This is a genomic window from Caldisericia bacterium (assembly GCA_030018355.1).
Lineage (GTDB): Bacteria > Caldisericota > Caldisericia > B22-G15 > B22-G15 > JAAYUH01.
The window spans coordinates 22,302-47,530 of record JASEFN010000003.1 but is presented as its reverse complement, the minus strand read 5'-3'; the positions used below and the strand labels follow the sequence as shown (position 1 = coordinate 47,530).

The window sequence follows — 25,229 nt, the reverse complement described above, 5'->3', positions numbered from 1 at the left end:
TTGACTAATTTAAATATAAATGATATTAAAATTAGCCCCACAAATAGTAATTTAATCTATGTTGCAACTGATAATGGAATTTTTAAGTCTATTGATGGAGGAGAAAGTTGGCAAGAAAAAAATTCTGGTCTTACAGATCTGATAATTAATACTATTGCAATTGATCCAAAGAACACGAAAATTATTTACATCGGTACAAATTTACATGTTTATAAGTCAGTAGATGAAGGAGAAAAATGGGAAAATAAGTCAATTGGTTTAATGGGTTATAAAATAAATTGTATTTCTATTGATGAAAAGGATACAAATCTTATATACCTTGCAACAAATGGTGGTTATTATAAAAGTAATGACAGTGGAGAAAATTGGAAAAAGATTATCAATGGATTATCATGTTTTAATATTTTTAAAATTAGTATCAATAAGGAAAATAATAATATAATTTATGCTGCAACAGGGTGTGGCGTTTATAAATCAATTGATTATGGTTTAAATTGGTTAAAAATTAATAAAGGAATATTTGGACCTACAATCAATTCTATAAAAGTTGACCCAAAAGATAGCAATATTATATATTTAGGCACAGAAAGCGGTTTCTATAAATCATATGATGGAGGAAGAAATTGGTTTGAAAAAAGAGAAGGTTTAAATAATGAACAAATTCAAACAATTGCTGTTGATCCTGTCAATAACACTCTGTTGGTTGGAACATGGAATTATATTCATAAATCTATTGATGGAGGAGAAACTTGGATTAAAGTTGATAGTAAAAAATTAAGTAATTATATAACCATGTTAATATACGATCCTAAAAATAGCAATACTATATATGCAATAAATCCTTTTAAAATATACAAATCAACAGATGGTTGCAACACATGGATTGATATAACAAATGGTTTAAGTGATAAATATATTTATAATATTGCAATTGATTATAATAATAGCAATATCATATATGTTGCAACAAAAAATGGAATTTTCAAATCTATTGATGGCGGTGAAAATTGGATCTCTAAAAATAATGGATTAACAAATTTAAATTTTTATGTAATAAAAATAGATCCTAAAAATAATAATATTTTATATGCTGGCTCTACTACTGTATTCAAATCAATTGATGGAGGAGAAAATTGGATTGAAGTTGGTAATGGTTTAATGAAAAATAATTATTTTTTATCTATTGAAATTGATCAACAAAATACAAATATAATTTATGCTTGTTCATATAGTGGTATTTTTAAATCTACTGATAGTGGAAATTCATGGAATTCGATCAATGAAGGCTTAGTTGATTTAAATATAAGAAGATTAGCCATTGATATTAATAATTCAAAAAATATATACGCTGGTTCATTTTATGGTTATTTATATAAATATATTGAAATAGAAAAGATTATTTTAAAACTTCAAATAGGAAACAAAATTATGTACATTAACGGTGAACCAAAAGAGATAGATGTACCACCTTTAATAGTTGAAGGAAGAACTCTTTTACCAATAAGATGGATTGCAGAACCATTAGGTGCAACTGTTGGTTGGGATGGAGTAGAAAAAAAGGTAACTGTTAGTCTAAAAGGTATTGTAATTGAACTCTGGATAGGGAAAAATATTGCAAGAGTGAATGGAGTTGATAAACAAATAGATCCAGGTAATCCAAAGGTAGTACCAATGATTATCTCTGGAAGGACAATGCTTCCTGTTAGATTCATTGCAGAAAATCTTGGGTGTAAAGTTGATTGGGATCCAAATCTTAAAGTAGTAAAGATTACTTATCCTGGGGAATAAAATTTATTAAAGGGAGGATACTTTCCTCCCTTTTAAATTTCTTTAGAGCATAGATCTCTGTAAAGATAAGCACTTTCTCTTGGTTTTCTTTCAAGTGTTTTAAAATCAACTTCAAAAAGACCAAATTTCATTGAATATCCTTCAATCCACTCAAAATTGTCCATTAAAGACCAGTACATATAGCCAAAAACTTGAACTCCCTCATTCTTTGCCTTTTTAACAGAATCAATTGCTTTTATAAGAAAATCCTTTCTCAATTTATCCTCTCTATCTGCAATTCCATGTTCAGTTATTAATATTTTTTTATTATATTTTTTCAAATTCATCAGTATTTCATAAATCCCCTCTGGATAATATTCATAACCAAAATCTGTTAAAATCGCATTTTTTCTTTTTTTCTCTGCAAAAATTTTAAATGGGTGATATTTGACAAATGCTCTTGTATAATAATTTACTCCAATAAAATCAAGAGAATTTTTTAAATCAGAAATCACCTCATCTTTTCCAAATGGTTTTTTAATGACTCCCTCAATTAGAGAATCTAAAATTTTGTAATTATAAAGATCGCTTATGTAATTTGCGACAATTTTATCTAAAAAGAAGTTAGAAGCCGGATAAAAAAGCTCCATATTATGAGCAATTGAAACCATAGAACTTTCGTCTTCCTCTTTAATTATCTTATACGCTTCCATATGTGAAAGAATTAAGTTTCTTGCAACCTTTAAACCCAATTTGAAACTTTTCATTCCAGGTGGCCACCAACCAAAAATATATCCTAAAACAGCGAGCACAAGTGGTTCATTTATTGTTATCCAATATCTTACATAATTTTTAAAATAAGGTATAACTTTTTTAACAAATCTTGAGAAAATTTTTGGTGATTCTTCATTTAAAAAACTTCCTTTGTTGTAAAACCAAATTGGTATTGTAAAGTGATGAAGAGTTAAAATGGGTTCTATATTTAATTTTCTTAATTCTTCAAGCATATCAATATAGTGTTCTATTTCTTTTTCATCAAATTTTCCTTCTTCTGGTTCTATTCTTGACCATTCAATTGAAAACCTATAAGCATTGTTATTTAAAAATTTAATTAATTTAAAATCATCTTTATAAAGATGGTAATGATCACATGATGGATGAGAGGAATCATTTGTTTTGATTTTTCCCAATTTTTCCCATAACCACCAATCATTATTAAAATTTCCACCCTCAACCTGATGACTTGAAGTAGCAGTACCCCATAAAAAATTCTTCATAACTTACTCCTCCATTAATAATATATTTATCTTATTAAAAATATTTTCAATATCTTCTTTATTAACTTTTCCTCCTTCAAAAAAAGAAAGATTACTTATTGATGCTGATGTTCCATATTTTAAAGCATCAAAAATATTCATTCCTTCATCTATTCCATAAACAAAACCACCCATAAAAGAATCACCCGCTCCAACTGGATTAACAATTTTAACTTTATAATCTGTAGTTATTTTATATAAATTTTCTTTATATAAAAATATTGCTCCCTTTTCACCAAGAGTTATTACTGGAAGACAAATTTTATAATTTTTAAAAATATTAATCAATAAATTTTTACTTAATAAAGAAGCATTAAAAGTTTTTTTAAATTCATTTTCATTTATTTTCAAGAAAAATATTTCAAATTTTTCAAGAATTTTGATTAAAATTTCTCCATGTATATCAAGAAAGATTTTTCTATCTTTAAAAATTTCAAGAATTTCAAAAATATGATTTTCATTTATCCCTTTAGGAATACTTCCTGAAATAACAATATACTGAAAACTCTCCTCTCTTTTTTTAATCTCATTAATTAACTCTTGAACTTTTTCTTCTTTTATTTCTGGCCCCACTTCATATATTTCAGTAATTTTACCACTACTATCAAGTAAAATATTGCAAATTCGATTTTCATTCTCAATTTCAACAAGAATACTCCCTATTTTTTCTTTTTTCAAACCTTCTTTAATAAAACCGCCATTATATCCTCCAATAAAACCTGCAATAGTGGAGGTTTTATAGAGAGATCTTAAACATCTTGCAACATTAACCCCTTTCCCTCCTGGAAGTGAGGATAAAACCTTAACTCTATTTTCACTAAAAGGTTTAAATTCATCGACAAATAAAACTTTATCAATTGCAAGATTAAATGTAATTATTAGTATCATATTAAAAAAATCCTTGACTCATGAGGGTAAATTAAGTTATCATCTCTTTTTTTAATAAACTCCTCTTTATAATTTTCAATTTTCTTTAATTTGTTAGAGAGATTTACAAAAAGAGAGAATTTAAGTTTCTCCCCATAAAAAACAAATTTATAAAGATCATCTTGAAAATCAAAATCAGTTAAATAATAGTTTCCTATTTCATTTAATATCTTAAGTAAATTAAAATCGTCTCTTTTTAAATTATAAATTGGATCAGAAAAGAAAATTATGTTTGAAAGAAGGTAATTTACTATAATTATTGTTTCTTTTTCGAATAAGTTAAGTTTTTTTGGTTTTAAAAATATCACATCAGGATCAAAAAGAAATTTTTGAGGAGAAAAAATATTCCTTTGAATTGTGTTTCTCAAAGAGTTATATCCTTCAACTCTACCCTCAAATCCAATAAATCTTAAAAAGATATTTTTCCATCCATCCATAGTATCTGGACCAACTCTTAAAATATCATAAAGATTCTCTTTTAAAATATATGGTGCACCACATGCAAGTATTATTGATTCTTTTAGTTCCTTTCTAATTTCATTTATAAAATTAATGAATCTTTCATATCTTGAATTTTCATGTTCTCCTTTTATAAATCCTCCATAAAGAAAATCAAGTTTAAAAAGTTTAAAACCAATTTCTTTTAAATTTTTTAAAATGTTTAAAATTCTTTCATAAACTTCTTCCTTTTCAATATCAAGAGGATAAAAATACCCACTCCATAACGGATTAAAACCACATGGAAAAATTTTTCCAGATTTGTCTTTTAAAAGAAGGTCTTTTCTCCTTTTAAATATGGATGAATTTTTCTCAACTATAAAAGGAGCAAGCCATATACCAGGTGAAATATTTTTATTATTTAATTTGTCACATATTTCTTTAAGCGAACCTTTAAATTTTTCATTCTCTTCCCAATCACCAATACTTTTTTGCCATCCATCATCAATTTGAAAATAGTTAAGTTTAAACGGAATGTTTTCTATTGCATCTATATTTTTAAAAATTTCCTCTTTATTTATATTTCTATAATAGTAATACCAAGATGTCCACCCATAAATTTTTTTATTAAAATTTTGATCAAAAGATATACTATTTGTCTCCTCAATTTTAATTCTGAGTAAAAGAGGTTCAGACAAAAATTTATCAATTTCGAATACAATATCTATTTTTCTTTTATTTATAACAAAATAGACATAAAAATTTGGATCTTCACATTTAAAAATAAGATAAGTGAAGTTTCCTTTTAAAATTGTAAAAATATAACTTATAGTTGGAAATAAATTTTCTGGATCAAGATAGTGATATTTTAAAATTTTGAAAAGGGGTGACCTCTCTTTTATTTCATTTTTAAAAAAGTGAGAAGGTGACCAAGATTGAAAACCATTTCTAAAAACAAAATAAGATTCAGGTTTGTTAACTTTATAAGTTATAGATATCTTTTTAATAAAAATTTTCTTTTTTGGCTTAAAATAGAGATCCAAAAAAGAACTCAATTTGTAGTCAAAGAGTGAAAATTCTTTCTCTTTTTCAAAGAAAATATGTTTTTCTTCTGATTCTATTTCAATTTTTTCAAAAGAGATATCAAATTCATTCATTTTTCATCATTTCATCTCTTATAGATTCCATTTTCTTTCTTACTTTTTCAACATCATTATGAATAAATAACGCAACAACAAAGAAAAGAATTCCACAAGGAATCCAGAAAAGGGCAGAAACTTTCATAGCGGTATCTAATGAAGAAATTGAAGAGATTAAACCACCAACAAAAGGACCAAATCCCGCTCCAATTGAATCTGTTAAATTAAAAATTGAGGATATCGCTCCCCGATGTTCTGGAACATTAACATTCATAAGCATTGCTTTTACATTTGGACCTGCAAAAGAGATAAAAAATGCTCCAATAAATCCAAATAAACTCGGAGGAAGTATATCTAAAAATGATGGATTTACTTTTCCAGGCCAAAATAGAGTTATAAGAACAGGAATAACACCAATTAATTGTGATAAACCACATAAAATTGGAAGGTATGCTCTTTTCTTCAAATACAACCTATTTCCAATATATCCACCCACAAATTTTCCAGCAATTGTTCCAAGACCTAAAATAATCAAAAGAATTGTTCCAAGTTGAATTGGGTAGTGTTTGTGTCTAAAGTAAAAGGTTATCAAATAAAATGGAATTATCCCCCAAGCCACAGTACCAGGTATTCCTTGAATGAATAACCATACATTTGTTGGTATTTTAACTAAACTAATATAGTCTTTTAAAGTAAGTGTTCCCTTATATTTTTTACCACCCAGTACAAGATCTTTTATCTCTTGTTCTCCAGCGCCTCTTTCAGGTTCTCTTCCAAAAATAATCATTCCTAAAGCAAAAAAGAAATTAGGAAAAGATACAACAATAAAAGGTATCCTCCAACCATAAACTGGGGCAAGGAAGCCTGCGACAACCATTCCAATAATTATTCCTATTGCTGTAATAGCATCATACCATGCTTGTGCACGAGGTCTCTGTTTTTCAGTAAAAAGATCTCCGACAAGAGAAAATGCTATAGGAACAGTGCCTCCAATTCCTATTCCAGTTAAAACTCTTAAAATTAGAAGTTCTTTATAACCTCTTGCAAATGCAGTAAGAAAACATGGTATTTCACCTAAAAGAATCGCAATAACAAGAAGTGTTTTTCTTGAAAATTTGTCAGTTAAATAACCCCAAAGCAAAGTTACAACTGCAGCAACAAGAGTAAAAGCAGAACCAACAATTCCTATCTCTTTATCTCCTATTCTAAATTCTTTCTCAATAAATTCAATACTTGGAGACATTACATTTTGATCTGCATAAAGAATAATTCCTGTCAAAAGAAGAAGCACAAAAAGAGCGAGAACTCCCTTTTTAAATGAATAGACTTCATCAAGACCAATTCTTTCAAAAAACCTCACCCTCTCTTACCTCCTTTCAATAACTATTTTTTTATTTTTTTTACTAAAAATAAATTTATTTTTCTCTCTTTTTTTGAAATCTCCCTCAATGATCCTCTCAATATCAATTGGGAAAAATAACACAATATTTTCTAATTCTTTGTCGAAGTCTGATAAAAAGTTAATTTCGATTAAATTACCATTTACTTTCATATTAAATGATAATTTTCCAAAATAGGTTGGTCCATCTAAAAAGGAAATTTCATTTCCATTTTCAAACCAATCTGGAAATGCACCTGAAAAAAGATAAATATCTTTTTCTTTTTCAAAAACAATTGAATTTCTTATAAAATGCAAAATTTCTGCAACAAGCCATCCATGATGTCCATCTCCTTCACATCCACCAAGTGTTTTAGGATTAATTCCTTCAGGTCCTGTATAAGTTGGCTTTAAAAGACTTATTACATTTTTAAAAAGTTTTTTTGCTTCATCACACTCTTCAAGATACAAAAGAGAATTTGCAATCTCAAGAGTAAGATACAGGTTGATTCCTGAGTGTGTTATATTTTGATAAAAACAACCTTTTTCAAAAAATTTTTCTTTTAAAACATAATACGTATTTAAAATCTCCTCTTTTGTTAAAAGATCTAATCTTAATGGAAAGATAGATGTAAATGTTGCTATCATAGAAGCATCAATACCCCTACCATAAGCACCTAAAACAACTTTTTTATTTAATCTTTTTTGATCATCTTCAATTGCCTCTCTTATGCTTTTTTTAAAATCTTCATAAAAATAGTAAAATTTTTTTTCGTTCTCTTTTAAACCCAACTCTTTAGATGTAAAAGATGCATCAAGGAGACCTCTTAATCCAAAATAGTCATCATAATAATAAAGATCATTTGGACCAAAGTGTTCTGCAGAAAAACCAGGTGGAAGAAGGCCTTTTGACTCTTTAAATTTTTTTCTTTTCTTTTCAATCCAAAGAGCGCCTTTGTATATAGAATTATATATATCATTTAAAAAATCTTTATCTTTTGAGAATCTATAATATTCAACAATTGCAAAAATTGCTTCTCCATTAGAATCCCATTCACCATTTTGTGAAATAAAGTATCCATTTTTCTTTTGCTTTTTAGGAAATTCTTTGAGCAAATTTTTACTTCTAGAAAAATCTCCAATTTTTGAGAGTGCAGAAATCATATAAGCACTGTCTCTAAACCAAAATCTTTTATAAGTAAGTGGCCCTGGTGTTATTAAATTATTTGAGATTAAAGATTTAAGGTAAATTTTATTTGAATTGAATATCTCATTTATTTTTTTATCTGGTAAAAAAATTTTTAATTCGTCTTCTTTTTCTTTCTCATAAAATCTTTTATTGAAGTTTAGTGATTCATAAAAATTATTTACTTTATAATAATCCTCTTGAGGCAAAAAAAGTTCAATCTCTTTTTCATCATTTTCATTTAAATTTAATTCATAATAGTATCCACCTGTTAACATACCATACTTTGATTTTGCTTTATCTTCATTTAATATTTCATGATCAATGATATCCTTCTCTTCTTTAAAGATTATTTTATTAAAACCCTCTGTTATAGGAATTGAAAATATTCTATTATTAACATATAGTTTCTCATTTTTAAATTCAAGTGAAAAAATTGGAACAAATGATTCAGGATTAAATGGTCTCACGAGAAAATAAATTTTATATTTTCCTTTTACCTTTGTTTTTATATAAAAATTTAAATATATTCCAAAATCTCTCACACTTGAAAAAGATTTTAAATTGTATTCAAAATCTTCACTTTTATAAGAAGTGGTGATTAATGAAGTTTCTGTATCAAATTTTTGTTTAATCTTTTCTCTTGATGGAAAGAAAAGATTTTCATCCTTTTTAATAAAAATATCAAGTGAAGGAAAATTTTGTCTTGGTGAAATTAACCCTTTTTCATCAATAACCCCTTTTTCATTTCCTTCTGGAAATCCAAGAATTGTCCAATTTCTATGAGTTATATTTATTGCAAAAATATTTGCTCCTCTTGCAACAAAAGAATTGCTTTTTGGGTTTAATTGTTCTTCAATCCAATATGGATAAATCCAATTTGAATTTATCTCAAACACTCTACTTGTCAAAAGTCCTTTTAAAAGAATTTCTAAATTTAATGGAACAAGTTCATTTGGAAATGTAACTTCACTTTTTCTTCCCATTGATAAAAGTGATTCAAGATAGGGTTCTAAATTTTTTAATTTTAAAATTTTTAAAATTTTCTTTAAAAAAATATTCATATCTCTTCACCTCTTAATTTTTTTAAACTATAAATTGCTGCACCAATGGAGATCGCATCTTCTTTAAGTTTTGATTTTAAAATTTTGGTATTCTCAAAAGGGAGTTTTAAAGAATAAAGTTGAGAAATTTTTATTATATCATCAAAGAAAAATCCTAATCCATAAGTTAGCCCTCCACCAAAAATTATTTTTTCTGGATTTAAAATATTTATTAAATATGAAGTAACTAACCCTATATAAAAGGTGGCATTTTTTACTGCCTCTACACATAGAGAATCTCCTTCAAATGCAAGATCCATAATTAATGGTGTATCAATTTTTTCAATATTAAAATTAACTCTCTCTAAAATTTTTGATTCTCTACCCATTTTTAAACCATAAATAACATAATCTCTTATTGCACCGCCAGAAGATAATTTTTCAAAACAACCCTTTTTTCCACAGCCACAAAGTACACCTTCTTTATCAAGAGTAATATGACCTATTTCTCCTGCAAGATTATTCATACCTCTTAAGATTTTATTTTTATAAACTAATGCTCCACCAATTCCAGTGCCCAAAGTAATAAAAATAAAAAATTCACTATCTTTACCTTCACCAAAAAACATTTCTCCAATAGCACCCATTTTAACGTCATTATCTATGAAAACTGGATAATTAAGAGTCCTTTCAAGAACTTCTTTAAGTGGATAATCGACTAAAAAGTTTATATTTGGTGATTTTTTAACAAATCCACTTTTATAATCTATAAATCCAGCACAACCTACACCAATTGATTTAATTTCAAAACCTTCAATTAAAGAAAGGAAAACTTTTTTTATATCATTTAAAATTCTGTCACCCTCATCTGTGTTTCCAATTTTTAGAAAACCTTTTTTATAAATTTTCCCGTCTTCATCAATTAAAACCATTAAAATTTTTGTTCCACCTATATCAATTCCCACAGAATACTCTCTCATTTTTTCATTAACTCCTTTAGATATTCAATTATTTTTACATCTTTTGGATCAAAATCTCTTATTTTAGCAAATTCTAATGATATTAAATCTATTTTATATATAATTGAAAACATTCTCGAAAGTTTATAAAGGCTATTTTCAGGATAAATTTCATAATATTTAAATCCATAACTTTCAAGGACCTTTTTTGTTATTTCAAATCTTTTATTTATTTTCTCATCTTCATATAAATCTCTTATTAAAATAACAAAAACTTTTTGAGACAAGGAGTTATCCATAAATCCAACAATCTCATCATGATGAAGCGATGGAACAATATTTGAATGAGAAAGAGTTTTTCCATTTTCATTTAATTGCCTCCTTAATCTTTCTGAAAGAGAATCTGAGAAAAGATAACTTCCATATATAAATGGAATTTTTCCTTTAATCTCATCAACTATTTTTCTAATATCTTCATGAGATTTCTTTTTTATCTCCTTTAAAGTTCTTATAGTATCAATAATTTCATCATCTAAATTTAAATGAAGGTAGTGAGAGAGAATTTTTAAAATTGAGAAAAATATTAAATGCAAAGCATGTCTTGCCTCATATCCATCCTTTAACTTTATAAAAAAGAGTCTCTTTTCTTTTGCAAGTTTTTCTAAAAAGCCTCCTTTAGTTAAAATAAAAATGTTTTTTGTCTTTTTTAATGCTTCAAGAGTTGATGAAATTGTTTCCTCAGTTTCACCTGAATATGAAACAGAAAAAACAAGAGTTTTTTCATTTACAAAACTTGGGATTTCATATCCTTGATGTATAAAAATTGGATATGGTGATTTATCAAAAAGATATGTTAAAAGAACATCAAATGATGCTCTTGATCCACCCCCTGTACCAAGGAAAAGAATATTATTAAACATAATTTCTTTAAAATCATAATCTTTAAATGAAATAAGTATTTCTTCGATATCCTCTGGAACTCTTTTTATTTCTTCAAGAATGTATTCATAATTTGACATAAAATTCCTCAAAGATTTATTGAATCAACATTTGTATGTAAATGTAAAGGTGTAAAAACCTTAAATGCTTCAGCAAAGGATACACCAATTTTTTCTCCATATTCACCATTTTTTAACCTTAAATAAATCTCCATCTTTTTAAAATTTTCATCATTAAATTGACTCTTATGTTCTCTTATACTTTTAAGTTTAGTTTCAAAGGTATCTGTTATATCAATAAATTTATTTGGATATGGAGTTATGTAATAGGATATTAAATTTACATAATGTGGATCTTTTTCACTCATGACAAGTGGTAATGAAGAAAAGAAAAATGCTTCACTAACTGCTTCACCAACAAGTTTATGATCAGGATGAACCTCATATGGAAGATTTGGATCAGGAGTAAAAACAACTTCTGGTTTTAATTCTCTTATAATTTTTAAAAACTCTTTTACAAGAATCTTTTTTTCTGGAAGATCATAATCTGAATAATCAAGGAAAATTAAATTTTTAATTCCGAGAATTTCATTTGCTCTTAACCTCTCTTCTTTTCTTATTGCTTTTAACTCAATCTCGCTTAAAGATGGATCATAAGTACCTTTATCACCATTTGTAACTGTTATTAAGATTAAATTTTTATTCATCTGGGTCAATTTTTTAATAACTCCTCCCATAAAAATATCTGCATCATCTGGATGTGGCTCAAAAACCAAGAAGTTATTAAATTCAAAAAAATCTGGAATTGGAAATAAATCACTCACTTTCATATCAATTCACCTCTTTTTAATTTTTTAAATTATCTTTTTCATTTAAAAAAATTTTATCTTTAAAAAAAAGCAAAATCAAGTTATAAACATAAGAGTTATAATTTAATTATGAGAAACAAAGAAGTTGCTCAAAAATTATATGAACTTGCAGAATATCTTGAAATTTTGGGTGAAATGAAATTTAAAATAAATGCTTATATTGAAGCAGCAAGAAAAATTGAAAATCTTCCACTTCCAATTGAAGATTTAGCTAAAGAGGGTAGACTTACTGAAATTAAGGGCATAGGAGAGGGAATTGCAAAGAAGATAGTTCAGTATCTTGAAACTGGTAAAATAGATAAACTAGAGGAAGCAAAAAAGAAAATCCCACCAACACTACTTGAACTTCTTGAAATTCCTGGGATTGGGCCAAGAGGAGCATATACTCTTTATACAAAACTTGGAATAAAATCAATTGAAGATCTTAAAAAAGCAGTTGAAGAGAAAAAAATAAGAGAAGTTGAAGGTTTTGGACCTAAAAAAGAAGAAAATATTATGAAGGCTCTCATTGACAGAAAAAAGAAAGAAACAAAAAGAATTTTACTTGGTATTGCATATCCACTCTCTCAATATGTGGTTGAAGTTCTAAAAAATAAAGCGCCAATTGATAAGATAGAGGTTTGTGGAAGTATAAGAAGAATGAAAGAGACAATTGGAGATATAGATATTCTTGTAACAAGTAAAGATCCAGAAAAAGTAATGGATACATTCACAAGTATGGATATTGTAAAAGAAGTTGTTGCAAGGGGTGATACTAAATCAACAATTTTGACTAATGAAGATATACAGATTGATGTAAGAGTTGTTGAACCAATATCATTCGGTGCTGCAGTTCAATATTTTACTGGCTCTAAACAACATAATGTAAAAATAAGAGAACTTGCAATTAAAAAGGGTCTTAAGGTTAATGAGTATGGTGTATTTGATGCTAAAACTGATAAAAGAATTTGTGGAGAATTAGAAGAAGAAGTTTATAACATACTTGATCTTCCGTATATTCCTCCTGAAATGAGAGAAGATAGAGGGGAAATTGAACTTGCTCTTGATGGAAAACTTCCAAATCTTATTGAATATAAAGATATAAAAGGAGATACACATGTACATACAAAATATTCTGATGGAGAAAATTCTATTCTTGAAATAGTAAATAAATGCATGGAACTTGGTTATGAATATGTTATTATTGCAGATCATGCTCAATCACTTGGAGTAGCAGGTGGGATGTCTCTTGAAGATTACAAAAAAGAGAAAAGAGAAATTGATGAAATAAATAATAAATTTGCAGGGAAATTTAGAGTATTTTTTGGTTGTGAATTGAATATTTTGTCTGATGGCTCAGTTGATTTTGATGAAAAAGACCTTGAGATTTTTGATATATGCCTCGCTGGAATCCACACAGGCTTTAATCAGGGTAAAAAGAAAATAACTGAGAGAATAATAAAAGCAATGAGAATCAAAAAAATAAAAATAATTACCCATCCAACAGGTAGATTACTTCTCTCAAGAGATGAATATGAAGTTGATCTTGATGAAATATTCAAAGAGGCAAAAAATAGTGGAAAAATTTTAGAAATAAATGCAACTCCTGAGAGATTAGATTTAAATGACATAAATGTTATGCATGGAAAAGAAGTTTATGGTCTTAAATTTGCAATTGGAACCGATGCTCACTCTTTATATGGATTAAATGATATGAAATTTGGAGTTGGAGTTGCAAGAAGAGGTTGGCTTACAAAAGAAGACATTATTAATACTTTACCTTTAAATGAGTTTGAAAAGTTTATTAAAGATTAATTTAATCTCTTTGGGCTATAAATGAGGATAAAAATATAAAAAACATCCCTATATAATTTATTAATGAGTACACTGTGCCAATTAAAAGAAATTCTAATATATTTGCAAATATTGGTTCTGTTGCAAAAATAAATGCTGTTTTTATTGTATTTTTATTATTTTGATATCTTATTTGTATATAAAATGGGATAAGTGTTGCAAAAATTGAAGTAACAATTGCGCCAAAAAGGGAGTTATATGGAATTGGTAAAATACTTCTTTTTGTAATTAAAATTGAGATTGATGATAAAATAAAAACAGTCCAAATTTGAGAAAAAAGAAATGACAAACTCTCATCATTAAGTGAAAAGTAACCTATTGTTGAAATGTGTAATGCCCAAAAAATTGCACAAATTAAAGTTAAGAAATCACCAATATTTATTGAACTAAACTCTGCTCCAAAGAGGAGATAAAGACCTATTAAAACAGTTATAACTGCAATATATGTTCTTAAAATTAATTTTCTTTTTGTTAAAAGAAAATTAAAGAAAGGGGTTATAGGAATTGAAATTGAAGTAATAAAAGCACTGTTTGTTGGAGAAGTGTATTTAAGTCCAATTGTTTGAAATAGATACGCTGAAAAAAGAAATGATCCAACAATTACTCCTTTTATAAAAATATCACGATTTATTTTAACCTTAAATAAATATATTAAAATAATCATTAAAATTAAAGTGAATGTAAATCTCATAAATACAAATGAGAATGGATCATAATTTATAACTCCATTTTTAACAATAACAAAAGTCCATCCCCATAAAAAAGGCGGCAAAAACAAAATTAAATCTTCTTTTTTCATATTGAATTATTATAACAAAAATTGTATTCTAAAATATATGTTGAGTATTGTTATTTTAAAGTTTTTTGAAGAGATAAGAACTCCTCTTTTAAATAAATTTTTTATATTTATAACAGATCTTGGAAGTTTTGAATTTTATATTTTAGCAATATCATTCCTCTTTTTCATTTTTAATAACAAAACCTCTTTAAAAATAGTATTTCTTCTTTTTATATCCTTTTCTTTTAATACATTGATTAAAAATATTTTTAAACTTCCAAGACCCCAAGAAGATTTTTTTCATCCAATACATACAACATCAATAGGAGAAGAGAAATTTGGATTTCCAAGTGGACACGCTCAAAATTCCTTTGTTTTTTGGTTTTCATTAACAAAAATTTTTAAGAAAAAATCTTTTTTCATTTTTTCAATCTTAATTGTTTCACTCATTTCAATTTCGAGACTTTATCTCTCACTTCACTTTTTTATTGATGTTATAGGTGGGTTAATTATAGGTTTTTTTATAATAAATTTTATTTTTAATTATATGGATATTTTAATTGATAAATTTTATAAATTTAGATTTAATTCTTTAATACCAATTTTAATTTTTATCATTTCATTTTTTATGAAAAAAAATTCCATTCTTCTCTCTTCTTTTTCAGGTTTACTTTTAGGAACATTAATTTTAAAAGAGAAAGACACAAGAAATTTGACTATAAAAAATATAATTTTAAGAGAATTAATTGGTTTAGTAGTTCTTTTATTATTAATTTTTTTCTCTTTTTATATCTTTGATATGTTAAAAGGAGTTATTTACCTCATTTTAGGTTTATGGGTCTCATTTTTATCAAAATATCTATTCCAGAAAATAAAAATTTAAACTTTAAAGCGATAATTTATCTTATGTAAAAATTATTTTAATAAACTTGGGAAGAAAAATTTTTTGCCTTTTTTCTCTTTTATATCATCCCATTCACTTAAAATTTTAACTGCTTCATTTGCAACAAGAATTGCTCTTTCTTCTCCAACATATTGAAATTCATTTGTTACTCTATTTGCAATAACAACACAAACAGATCCTGCTCTTAATTTATATATAGATGATAAAACAAATAAAGTAGAGGTCTCCATTTCAAAGTTAGTAACATTTGCAATTCTCATATCATTAAAAATTTCTTTTGCAAAAGACGGAAGATAATCATTAAATCCGGGCCTTCCTTGTCCTGCATAAAATGAATCAGTAGATGCTGCAATACCAATATGATATTTAAAATTTAACCTTTCTGCTGCTTCAATCAATGCAAGAGTAACCTCAATTGAAGAAATTGCTGGAAATTCACCTCTTACATATTGATGACTTGTGCCCTCTAATCTTACTGCACCATTTATTATAATTAAATCTCCTAAATTTATTCCTTCTTGAATTGCACCCGTTGTTCCAACTCTTATAAATGTATCACAGCCAATACGTGCAGCCTCTTCAATCGCAATTGCAAGAGATGGACCTCCAATTCCAGTTGAAAGAGCGGAAATCATTACTCCCTTATATTTTCCTGTTGCAGATTTATATTCTCTATGGAATGCCTTAATTTCTCCCTCATCCCAAGTTTTTAAAATTCTATCAACTCTTCCTGGATCACCTGGAGTTAAAACATATCTTGATAAATCTCCTCTCTTTAAATCAATATGATACTGTTTTCCCTCAATTGTTTCAGGTCTATCTGCGCTTTTAAATCTCTCTTCCAAAGTACACCTCCTTAAATATCTTATTTGATAAATTTTTAAATGCTAAAAATGTTTTATAAAATAAATCTTCACTTATATTATAATTTGAATATTTAGAAATAATAAAATTATCTGTTATTAAATCAAATTCATTTGAAAGTTCTGGTTTCTCTTTTTTAAATTTGACTCTATACTCATTTGGGGTTTCATAATCAAGTTTTAATAAAATTAGAGATAGTTTTTTAATCAAAATATTATATAGTTTTATTATTTTCTCTCTTGGTGATCCAGTTATTTCAAATTTATCCTCTTTCTCTAAATTAAATTCTGACATTATTTTACTCAATTCTAACTTTCTCTCATTAAAAGAAGATTTATATAGATAAAAAATTAAAAAATACAAAAAAATTGTTGATAGAATAATAAAAAATAAAACTACTACAATTAAACCAACATCAATTGATATTGGTAAAATTTTCTGGGCAATATTTGAATCTGAAGTAAAAAAATTTCTTATTTTTTGAACAATTTCAAAAAGAGGAAATGAGATATTTTGGATTTTAGAGTTTTTTGCAATTGTTTTAATTAAAATTTCAAAAGGCTTATATAAAAAATATATTGAAAGAATCATTAATATTGATATGAAAAAGGATAAAATTAAAAATTTTAGAGACTTTTTACTTCCATAAACTGCTTTTATGAGATTAAAAAATCTTATTCCAAGTAATATTAAAACTATGAAAAAACCAACAAAGATAATTAGATAAAATGAATTAAAGATAAAGTTAAAGAATTTAAGTGAAAAATTGCTGATTTTAAAAACATATTTTTTTGTGAAAATTGTTATTTTATTATCATTTGTTTTAAAATTTTCTTCTTTTGTTTGATTTTTATTCTGGGTTATAAATAGTTCACTTGGCAAAGTTAATTTACTTAAGATTGATGCATTTATTAAAGAAATAGAGGAGATTAAAATTGTAGAAATTAGAAAGATTAAGATCAAATTTATAAAAACTCTTTTATTACGAGAAATATTTAATTTGAAATTATTTTCCCAGAAATAAAAAAATTTGTTTTTAAGAAATTTTAAAAAAATTGATTGAATTATAAAAAGAAATGAAAGAATATAAATTAAAAGATTATTGCCTATATATTTTTCATAAAAAATTAGAAGAGTAGCAATTAAAATAATTGAAGTGGTATTTGAAATTTCAGTTTTTAAAATTATTAAAGAAAAAATAAAAATAAAAGAAAATAAAAGAATTTTTAAAAAAATTGAAAAACTAATTGGAATATATGTTAAAGAGATAAATGTTATAGAGAAGAGGGCAATTAAACTTTTTAAAATTGTTTCAATATTTTTGTTTTTATAGTTAAAAATAAACAAGAAAAGAGAAAGGGGAATTAAAATAGATATAAAAATATTCTTAAAAAGAATATTTAATAGCAAAAAATTTATTAAAAACCAATTTAGAGAAAGAGTTAAATTATATAAAAACAAGATCTTTGATGCTTTCATTTCCTCTTATAATTATAATATTTATTCCATATCTCTTTAAAGAGTCTTTAATTTTTCTTATATTTTCAATTTCTTCACTTTCTTGAAGAATATATGGATGAGGCTTTTCCCATGGATATAAGAAACCAAAATCTGGGAGCAAAAATATTGTAAAGGTTGAAAATGCACTTTTTGTTTTTATTAAATTGTAAAGTTCTATTGTATTTATTGTTCTTTTTATAAGTAAAACATTTCTTAACTCTCTTATTTTTTGTGAATTTTCAATTAAAAAGTAGGAAAAATCAAATTCAATTTTATTTTTTAAGTCTGAAATTATAGAAAGAATCTTCATAAGGTGATCTTTACCATTTTTTTCTTCAATTCTCAATTGATATGGTATCCATAAACCATAATAAAATTTTGATCTTTCAAAAAAATAGACAAAAGAAGAAGAAACAGTCGTTAAATGTTCTTCATAAATCTCTTGATTCCTTTGATTTTTTGAGGCAAAAGGATCTAAGAGGAGTGTTATTGAAGTTACTGCAGTTGAGGGAAATTCTTTAACTAAAATCTCTCCCTTATGAGCAGAAAGTTTCCAATTTATTTTTTTAAGTTCTTCATTTCCGGTATATTTTCTATGTCCTTGAATTGATGTAAAATCCTCAAATATCCTTTCTTTGACTTTAATGCCAAAAGAGGGCTCTCTTGTTTTAACAATAGATTTTTTTATTTCGATCATTTTAGGATAAACAATAATTTCTATCTTCTCATCAAAAAACTCTTCAATATTTACTAATCCTAAAACATCATAAACTCTTACTTTAAAACTCCCAAGAAAAAATTTTCCTCTTCTTTTTGCTCTTACTTTAAAATTATGAACTATTTCCTTTTCTTGAGGAAGTTCCAAAAATAAATTTTTACTTTCAATTGGAATAAAATAGGTTGGAAGTGAAGGAATTAACTCAAAATTTATTAAATTTGTTTTAAAAAATTTTAAATAGTAAGATATTTCAAAAGTTTCTCCTTCAAGAATAAAACTTGGCTTTATTTTAATTGAATAACTAAATTTTTTTAATTCTCTTTTTAAAAATTTTTTAAAAAATAAGATATAGAGGATGAAAAATATTGAAATTGAAATAAGAAATTTAGAATTTAATAAAATTCCAATAATTAAAATAATAAGAAAAGTTATCTCTTTTTTAAATTTTTTAAACAATTGGAACTTCTACCCTTTGAATTGCTCTTTCAATAACCTCTTTTTCAGTTATTCCTTTAAGTTTTGATTCTGGCTTTAAAATTATTCTATGAGACATAACAGATTCAAATAGAGATTTTATATCATCTGGTACAACAAAATCTCTTCCCTCAATATAGGCTTTTCCTTGTGATACTCTCATTAAAATAATTAAACTTCTTGGAGAAGGACCTAAATAAATATCATCGTCTTCTCTTAACTCTTTTCCAAGATTAACAATGTATTCTTTTAAAGATTCATCAATATAAACTTTCTTTACTTCCTTTTGAATCTCCACAATCTCTTCTTTTTTTATAACTTCCTCTAAATCTTCAATAGGATGTTTTAATTGAACTCTACTTAAAAGCAAAATTTCGTCTTCTTTATTTGGATAACCAATTTCAATTTTCATAAAAAATCTATCAAGTTGTGCTTCTGGAAGAGGAAATGTTCCCTCATATTCTATAGGATTTTCTGTCGCAATAACAAAAAATGGTTCATTTAAAGGATATGTAATGCCATCAACAGTAACTTGTCTCTCTTCCATTGCTTCAAGAAGAGCAGATTGAGTTTTTGGTGTGCTTCTATTTATTTCATCTGCGAGAATTATATTTGAAAATATAGGGCCCTTTTTAAATTCAAACTCTTTTGTTTTTTCATTATAAACTGTAATACCAATTATATCTGAAGGAAGTAAATCTGGTGTAAATTGAATTCTTTTAAAATCTAAATTAATACTTTTTGCAATAGACTTTGCAAGCATTGTTTTTCCAACTCCAGGTACATCTTCAATAAGGAGGTGCCCACCTGAAATTAAAGTTATTATTGCTTTTTTTATTGCTTCATCTTTTCCAACAATTACTTTTGAAATATTTTTAATTAGAAGATTGATTTTATCATTCATTTTGTGTTGTTTTTTTATGGGATGGAGGTTGAACAGGCATTGGTAAATATTGAACAGATGGTCTTCCAACTCCTGCTTGAGGGTATAAACTCATAAGCAAATATACATCTTCTGGCATATTGAATGAAACTGGAAGACCGAGTTTTTTAACCCTTTCACATGTTAAAGGATAGTCATGAGTCCATTTTCCAGATGATAACTCTTTTGCAATAAATTCGATCTGCTCTTTTGAAAGAGACCCTTCTTTATCACTCAAAATTTCTACAGCAAGTTCATAAACTTGATTCATTGCCTTCTCTGCTATATCTGCAAGTATTAAAGTTTGGTCATCAAGTTCATTTATATTTTTCTTTTCAACAGCCTTTAAAATTGAAATTGCAGGATAACCACCAATCTGAGGATCAATTGGCCCAAGAACAGCATTTTTATCCATTACAATCTCATCTGCTGCAAGTGCAATTAATGTGCCACCCGACATTGCATAATGAGGAATAAAAACTGTAACCTTACCTTTTCTTCTAATTAATGCCCTTGCGATTTGTTCTGCAGCAAGAACAAGACCACCTGGTGTATGAAGAATAAGATCAATTGGCATATCATCGGGTGTCTCTCTTATTGCTCTTAAAATTTGCTCAGAATCTTCAATATCAATCATTTTTCTAAACGGAATCCCAAAAAATGAAATCGATTCTTCTCTATGAATTAAAGTAATTACTCTTGATCCTCTTTTCTTTTGAAGTGATGCAATAACTCTTAACCTTTGAAGTTCAATTTGTCTCCTTTGAAATACAGGATAAAATAGCGAAATAAAAATAAATAACCATAAAAGAAAACTAAAATAATCCATTATAGTCTTTTAAATGCCTCCTTTAGAACAACCAATGCTTTTTTAATACTTTCTTTACTTGCTGCATATGAAAATCTAAGATATCCTTCTCCATATTCTCCAAAACTTGTTCCAGGAAGAGATGCTATACCATATTCATTAAGCAAATAACTCTGAATCTCTTTTGAACTCTTTCCAAAACTTTTTACATTTGGAAAAACATAAAATGCTCCCTTTGGAAGAAGACATTTTACTCCTTTTATACTATTTAAACCCTCAACAATAAGATCTCTTCTCTCTTTAAACTCTTTTACCATATAATCTACTGCACTTTGATCTCCTTCAAGTGCTTCAATGCCAGCAATTTGAACAAATGCTGTAGGACAAGAGTAATTATTTATTACAAATTTTGCAATCATCTTTATAATCTCTGGATCAGCAACTGCATAACCGAGTCTCCAACCAGTCATTGCATATGTTTTTGAAAATCCATCTATTAAAATAACTCTATCCCTTAACTCCTTTATTTTTGTTATTGAAACAAACTCACCATCATATACAATTCTTGAATAAATTTCATCTGCTAAAATAAAAATATCTTTATTTCCAATAATGTCTCTTATTCCATAAAAATCATCAAGAGTTAAAATTCCACCAGTTGGGTTATGTGGAGAGTTTAAAATTATCATTCTTGTTTTATTAGTAACTCTTTTTTCAAGATCGTATAAATCAAATCTAAAATCTTTATCTTCTAAAAGAGGCAATGGTACTCCCTTTGCTTCAGCAATTTTAACTGCAGAGTTATAAATTGGATATCCTGGATCAGGGTAAATAACCTCTTCTCCTTTTTCAACAAGAGAAAGAACAGCATAGACAATTGCGGGTTTTGCACCAGCAGTTACAATTACATTTTCAGGTTTAACTTCATATCCTCTTGTTTTTGAAATATATCTTGCAATTGCTTCTCTAACTTCATAAATTCCAAATGCAGGGGTGTAATGTGTAAATCCTTTATTTAAAGCATCAAAGGCAGCCTTTTTAATATTTTCTGGAGTATCAAAATCTGGTTCACCAATTTCAAAATGAAAAACTTCTTTTCCCATTTTTTCTAATTCTTTCGCTCTGGCAAGAACTTCAAAAGCACCTTCTGTTCCCATTGTTTGAGTTCTTTCTGCAAATCTTATCATCTTATTCCTCCTTATTTTTGTTTATATTCAAAAAAATTATACAATAAAATTAAATAATTAACATAGCATCTCCAAAAGAGTAAAACCTATATCTTTCATTTATTGCAACTTTATATGCATTTAAAACATTTTCAATTCCTCCAAATGCACAGACTAAAACAAGAAGAGTGGTTTTAGGTAAATGGAAATTTGTAATTAGTGCATCAACAAATTTAAATTCAAATGGAGGTTTTATAAATAGATCTGTTGTTCCTTTATACTCTTTAATGCCCTCAATTCTTGCAACTGTTTCAAGAGTTCTTACAACTGTTGTTCCTACAGCAATAATTCTTTTTTTATTTAATTTTGTACTCTTTATTTCATTTAAAACTTTCTCATTTACTTCTATCCACTCCTCTCCAAGTTTAACTTTATCTAAACTTTTCTCTTTAATTGGCTCAAAAGTAGGAGTACTTACATGTAGAGTTACATACTCAATCTTTACTCCTTTTTCTTTTAATTTATTTATTAAATTTTCTGTAAAATGTAAACCAGCTGTTGGTGCTGCAATAGAACCTAAATATTCTCCAAAAATTGTTTGATAATCATCTTCATTAATATTTTTGTTTTTTATATATGGAGGAAGTGGAACATCACCAACCTTATCGATAAAATCAATGTAATTTTCTACATCTTTTATCTCAATTAATCTTTTTCCCTCATCTAAAACCTTTTTAACAACTCCCTTTGTTCCATCTTTAAAATATATTTCTCTGCCTTCTTTTAATTTTTTTGCTTTTTTTGCTTTAATTTCAATTAAATTTTTATTACCTCTAATCAAAAGTGCCTCTAACTTACCCCCTGTATCAAGAGTTAATATAAGTTTTGCTTTTATTACCTTTGTATTATTTAAAACAAGAAGATCTCCTTCTTCTAAAAAGTAGGGAAGTTCATAAAAAAACTTGTGCTCTATTTTTCCACTATCTTTATATAAAACAAGTAATCTAGCCTTATCTCTTTCTTTAAGTGGTTCTTGAGCAATAAGTTCTTTTGGTAGGTAGTAATCAAAAATGTCAATTTCCACTCTCTAATTTTACTACATTTACCCCTGTATAGTAGTGTTTTAAAATATCTATATAATTCATTCCATTTTCAGCAAAACCTTGAGCACCCCATTGACTCATTCCAACCCCATGACCCCATCCTTTCCCTTTAAAAACAACTATCTCCCACCTTCTTCTTATATATTTTATATCATATTCATAATCCTCAAATTTTTTTATCAAGTCATTAAAACTGCTTTTAAAAAATGGGATTTTATCAACCATATTTACAATTGAATATAAATGATTAAATCTATAAACTTTAAATTCAAAATCAAACCATGTGCTTTTTAGCCCTAAAATTGACTGAAATTCTGGCCCTGTAAGAATTATTTCATCATACATTCCAATTACTTTTATCTCAACAACTCTTGGAGAAACTCCTCTTCTTAAAACTTCAAAGCCTAAAATTTCTCCAATATCATCTATATTTTTTTCTTTAAAATATTTTTTAAATAAAATTTGTATTCTATAATTTGTAAATGTTTGAGTCCAATTATAATGTGGTGATTTATCTTCATAAGGACTCTCAACTCCCCTTAAATATGGATATGGTACTGAAAACCAAACATTCTCATTGTTTTCAGTATATCCTCCAGAAGTTGAATGATAAACCGCTTCAATTACTTTTCCATCATAAGTTATAACTTCATCTTTTGTTAATTCAACAGCAAGATTTGTCTTTTCTGTTTCTTTATCTAATCCAAGATATGCTTGAGAATTAGGAGTTGCAGTTACATCATATATGTTTTTTTCTCTAATTTTTGATAGTGCATATGTTCTTGCTGCAACAGCCTGAGATTTCAAGGCTTCAATGTTAAAACTTGATGGCATTTCAGATGGTATTACTCCTTTAAGATAATCTTCTATGTTTAATTTATTAATAATATATGATGTTGATAGAGTAACATATAAATATATATATCCTCTATATCTTCTTGAGTTAACTTTTACAAAACCACTATTTGGATAAATTTCAAAAATTATTCCATTTAAATCACTTTTATTAAATTGAATTTTGATTCTTTCAGTACCTACAAAAATGAAATAACCAGATATATCAATATTTTCCATAAAAACAAGATAGAGTTTATTTAATAATTTAAATGTCTCTCTTTCTTCATTTGATTTAAAATCTCCAATATCTAAATTGTATTTTCCATTTTCAAAATATATATAAAAATCTTTTGTTTGAATTTTGTCTTTTAAAAAATCAAAATATTTTAATGCATCTTGAATTGATAAAAAAATTCCTACTCTTATTCTTAAAGAATTTAAATTTTTTTCATAATAATATATTTTATTCGCTTTAAAAACTTCTACATTATCTAATTTTAAATTCAAATCATCACCAAATTCTAAATAGAGAGGATTTTTAAATAATAAAACTCGTACATCGATATTCAATGAATAACCACTATTTATATTTAAAAAAATAATAAGAAGAGTAAAAATTAAAATTTTCTTCAACTCAATACCTCCATAATTTTTAAAATTAGAGTATTAAGTATTGATTTGAAGAAAATCATATTGTTTTCAATAAACTTAACAAAAAAAGAAGATTCAAAAGTTTTTACAATTATTGAGTCGGGTTTTATAATCTTTAAAAGTAAATTTGAATATACAAAAACAATCAAAATAATTATAGAAAAATATAGTATCATGTTAAATATTAGACCAAAAAGACGATCAATTGTTCCAATGATTGGGATTTTATGAATTATTGAAGAAAATATTCCTCTTAAAATTGAGAAAGTTATTATAAATATCAGAAATAAAATTATAAAAGATATAACTTCTGCTATTACCAGTGATAACAAATATAAATATGAATCAAAAACAGTGTTTAAATTTTCAAAATTTACAAGTAAATTTATATTTTCTATGAATGAAGATTTCAAAAATTTTGGCAATTTAAGTGAATCAACAAAAAGGAAAAGATTAGAAGAGGTGTTTGATAATATTTTTGTTTCTGGGGGCAAATTTATATATGGTGAAATGTAATTTTTAATATTTGTTATTAAACCAAATCTTTCTTCAAGAAACAATGCAAAGTTTGGAGAAAATTTATAGGCAAGATAAATACTAAGAAAAAAACCCAATATGGAAATTAAAATTTTAAAAATCCCCTTTTTATATCCTGCATAACATGAATAAATGAGTATCAAAATAATAACCCCATCAACTATATTCATAATT

21 protein-coding genes are annotated in these 25,229 nt (G+C 26.4%); 3 read left to right on the top strand and 18 right to left on the bottom strand.

The features are described 5' to 3' along the window. The coding region (locus tag QMD25_03555; protein ID MDI6861077.1) for a stalk domain-containing protein at nucleotides 1–1,788 on the top strand (1,788 nt) is incomplete at its 5' end. Between the two features lie 32 nt (nucleotides 1,789–1,820). On the opposite strand, the gene QMD25_03550 is transcribed toward QMD25_03555, so the two are convergent. Genes QMD25_03550 through QMD25_03515 form a run of 8 tightly spaced genes read right to left on the bottom strand, consistent with a single transcriptional unit; the run spans nucleotide 1,821 to nucleotide 11,921 of the window. Next, nucleotides 1,821–3,044: a family 1 glycosylhydrolase gene (locus QMD25_03550; GenBank protein ID MDI6861076.1), complete on the bottom strand. Its 1,224-nt coding sequence runs from the start codon at nucleotides 3,042–3,044 to the stop codon at nucleotides 1,821–1,823. Nucleotides 3,045–3,047: 3 nt separating this feature from the next. Continuing rightward, nucleotides 3,048–3,971 carry a 1-phosphofructokinase family hexose kinase gene (locus QMD25_03545; GenBank protein ID MDI6861075.1) on the bottom strand — a complete coding sequence of 308 codons (924 nt, stop codon included), beginning with the start codon at nucleotides 3,969–3,971 and terminating at the stop codon, nucleotides 3,048–3,050. Further along, the gene (locus tag QMD25_03540) at nucleotides 3,968–5,605 is read right to left on the bottom strand and encodes an alpha-galactosidase (GenBank protein ID MDI6861074.1); all 1,638 of its coding nucleotides are present in this window, start codon (nucleotides 5,603–5,605) and stop codon (nucleotides 3,968–3,970) included. Before QMD25_03540 ends, QMD25_03545 begins: the two co-directional genes overlap by 4 nt. Beyond that, nucleotides 5,598–6,947, bottom strand: coding sequence for an MFS transporter (locus tag QMD25_03535; GenBank protein ID MDI6861073.1), 1,350 nt, complete (start codon nucleotides 6,945–6,947; stop codon nucleotides 5,598–5,600). Before QMD25_03535 ends, QMD25_03540 begins: the two co-directional genes overlap by 8 nt. Before the next feature lie 6 nt (nucleotides 6,948–6,953). Continuing rightward, nucleotides 6,954–9,215: a hypothetical protein gene (locus QMD25_03530; GenBank protein MDI6861072.1), complete on the bottom strand. Its 2,262-nt coding sequence runs from the start codon at nucleotides 9,213–9,215 to the stop codon at nucleotides 6,954–6,956. Next, entirely contained in the window at nucleotides 9,212–10,174 is a 963-nt protein-coding gene (locus tag QMD25_03525; protein ID MDI6861071.1) for an ROK family protein, read from the bottom strand. The genes QMD25_03530 and QMD25_03525 overlap by 4 nt, the downstream gene beginning before the upstream one ends. After that, complete coding sequence (locus QMD25_03520) at nucleotides 10,171–11,172, bottom strand: SIS domain-containing protein (GenBank protein ID MDI6861070.1); 1,002 nt, start codon at nucleotides 11,170–11,172, stop codon at nucleotides 10,171–10,173. The genes QMD25_03525 and QMD25_03520 overlap by 4 nt, the downstream gene beginning before the upstream one ends. Nucleotides 11,173–11,180: 8 nt before the next feature. Next, nucleotides 11,181–11,921 carry a PIG-L deacetylase family protein gene (locus QMD25_03515; GenBank protein ID MDI6861069.1) on the bottom strand — a complete coding sequence of 247 codons (741 nt, stop codon included), beginning with the start codon at nucleotides 11,919–11,921 and terminating at the stop codon, nucleotides 11,181–11,183. A 108-nt stretch (nucleotides 11,922–12,029) separates the two neighbouring features. Here QMD25_03515 and polX point away from each other — a divergent pair, with 108 nt between their 5' ends. Then, on the top strand, nucleotides 12,030–13,754 hold the full coding sequence (gene polX, locus QMD25_03510) for a DNA polymerase/3'-5' exonuclease PolX (protein MDI6861068.1): 1,725 nt from the start codon (nucleotides 12,030–12,032) through the stop codon (nucleotides 13,752–13,754). A gap of 1 nt (nucleotide 13,755) precedes the next feature. On the opposite strand, the gene QMD25_03505 is transcribed toward polX, so the two are convergent. Next, nucleotides 13,756–14,592: a DMT family transporter gene (locus tag QMD25_03505; protein ID MDI6861067.1), complete on the bottom strand. Its 837-nt coding sequence runs from the start codon at nucleotides 14,590–14,592 to the stop codon at nucleotides 13,756–13,758. Between the two features lie 37 nt (nucleotides 14,593–14,629). Between QMD25_03505 and QMD25_03500 the strand changes: the two genes are divergently transcribed. Then, complete coding sequence (locus tag QMD25_03500; GenBank protein MDI6861066.1) at nucleotides 14,630–15,454, top strand: phosphatase PAP2 family protein; 825 nt, start codon at nucleotides 14,630–14,632, stop codon at nucleotides 15,452–15,454. A 32-nt stretch (nucleotides 15,455–15,486) separates the two neighbouring features. Here QMD25_03500 and QMD25_03495 read toward each other — a convergent pair whose 3' ends face one another. The 9 genes from QMD25_03495 to QMD25_03455 are packed head-to-tail and all read right to left on the bottom strand — an operon-like array spanning nucleotide 15,487 to nucleotide 25,225. After that, nucleotides 15,487–16,320, bottom strand: a complete 834-nt coding sequence (locus QMD25_03495) for a nucleoside phosphorylase (protein MDI6861065.1) — start codon at nucleotides 16,318–16,320, stop codon at nucleotides 15,487–15,489. Further along, nucleotides 16,304–17,818 carry a hypothetical protein gene (locus tag QMD25_03490; GenBank protein ID MDI6861064.1) on the bottom strand — a complete coding sequence of 505 codons (1,515 nt, stop codon included), beginning with the start codon at nucleotides 17,816–17,818 and terminating at the stop codon, nucleotides 16,304–16,306. The genes QMD25_03495 and QMD25_03490 overlap by 17 nt, the downstream gene beginning before the upstream one ends. Then, nucleotides 17,787–19,013 (bottom strand): DUF58 domain-containing protein, encoded by a 1,227-nt coding sequence (locus tag QMD25_03485; protein MDI6861063.1) that lies wholly within the window; start codon nucleotides 19,011–19,013, stop codon nucleotides 17,787–17,789. The genes QMD25_03490 and QMD25_03485 overlap by 32 nt, the downstream gene beginning before the upstream one ends. Continuing rightward, nucleotides 19,006–19,935 carry a MoxR family ATPase gene (locus QMD25_03480; protein ID MDI6861062.1) on the bottom strand — a complete coding sequence of 310 codons (930 nt, stop codon included), beginning with the start codon at nucleotides 19,933–19,935 and terminating at the stop codon, nucleotides 19,006–19,008. The genes QMD25_03485 and QMD25_03480 overlap by 8 nt, the downstream gene beginning before the upstream one ends. Beyond that, nucleotides 19,928–20,782: a hypothetical protein gene (locus QMD25_03475; protein ID MDI6861061.1), complete on the bottom strand. Its 855-nt coding sequence runs from the start codon at nucleotides 20,780–20,782 to the stop codon at nucleotides 19,928–19,930. Before QMD25_03475 ends, QMD25_03480 begins: the two co-directional genes overlap by 8 nt. Continuing rightward, nucleotides 20,782–21,948 (bottom strand): pyridoxal phosphate-dependent aminotransferase, encoded by a 1,167-nt coding sequence (locus QMD25_03470; GenBank protein MDI6861060.1) that lies wholly within the window; start codon nucleotides 21,946–21,948, stop codon nucleotides 20,782–20,784. Before QMD25_03470 ends, QMD25_03475 begins: the two co-directional genes overlap by 1 nt. 49 nt (nucleotides 21,949–21,997) lie before the next feature. Continuing rightward, on the bottom strand, nucleotides 21,998–23,011 hold the full coding sequence (gene queA, locus QMD25_03465) for a tRNA preQ1(34) S-adenosylmethionine ribosyltransferase-isomerase QueA (GenBank protein ID MDI6861059.1): 1,014 nt from the start codon (nucleotides 23,009–23,011) through the stop codon (nucleotides 21,998–22,000). Beyond that, nucleotides 23,001–24,500, bottom strand: coding sequence for a SpoIID/LytB domain-containing protein (locus QMD25_03460; protein ID MDI6861058.1), 1,500 nt, complete (start codon nucleotides 24,498–24,500; stop codon nucleotides 23,001–23,003). Before QMD25_03460 ends, queA begins: the two co-directional genes overlap by 11 nt. Then, the gene (locus QMD25_03455; GenBank protein MDI6861057.1) at nucleotides 24,497–25,225 is read right to left on the bottom strand and encodes a CvpA family protein; all 729 of its coding nucleotides are present in this window, start codon (nucleotides 25,223–25,225) and stop codon (nucleotides 24,497–24,499) included. Before QMD25_03455 ends, QMD25_03460 begins: the two co-directional genes overlap by 4 nt. Between the last annotated feature and the right edge of the window lie 4 nt (nucleotides 25,226–25,229).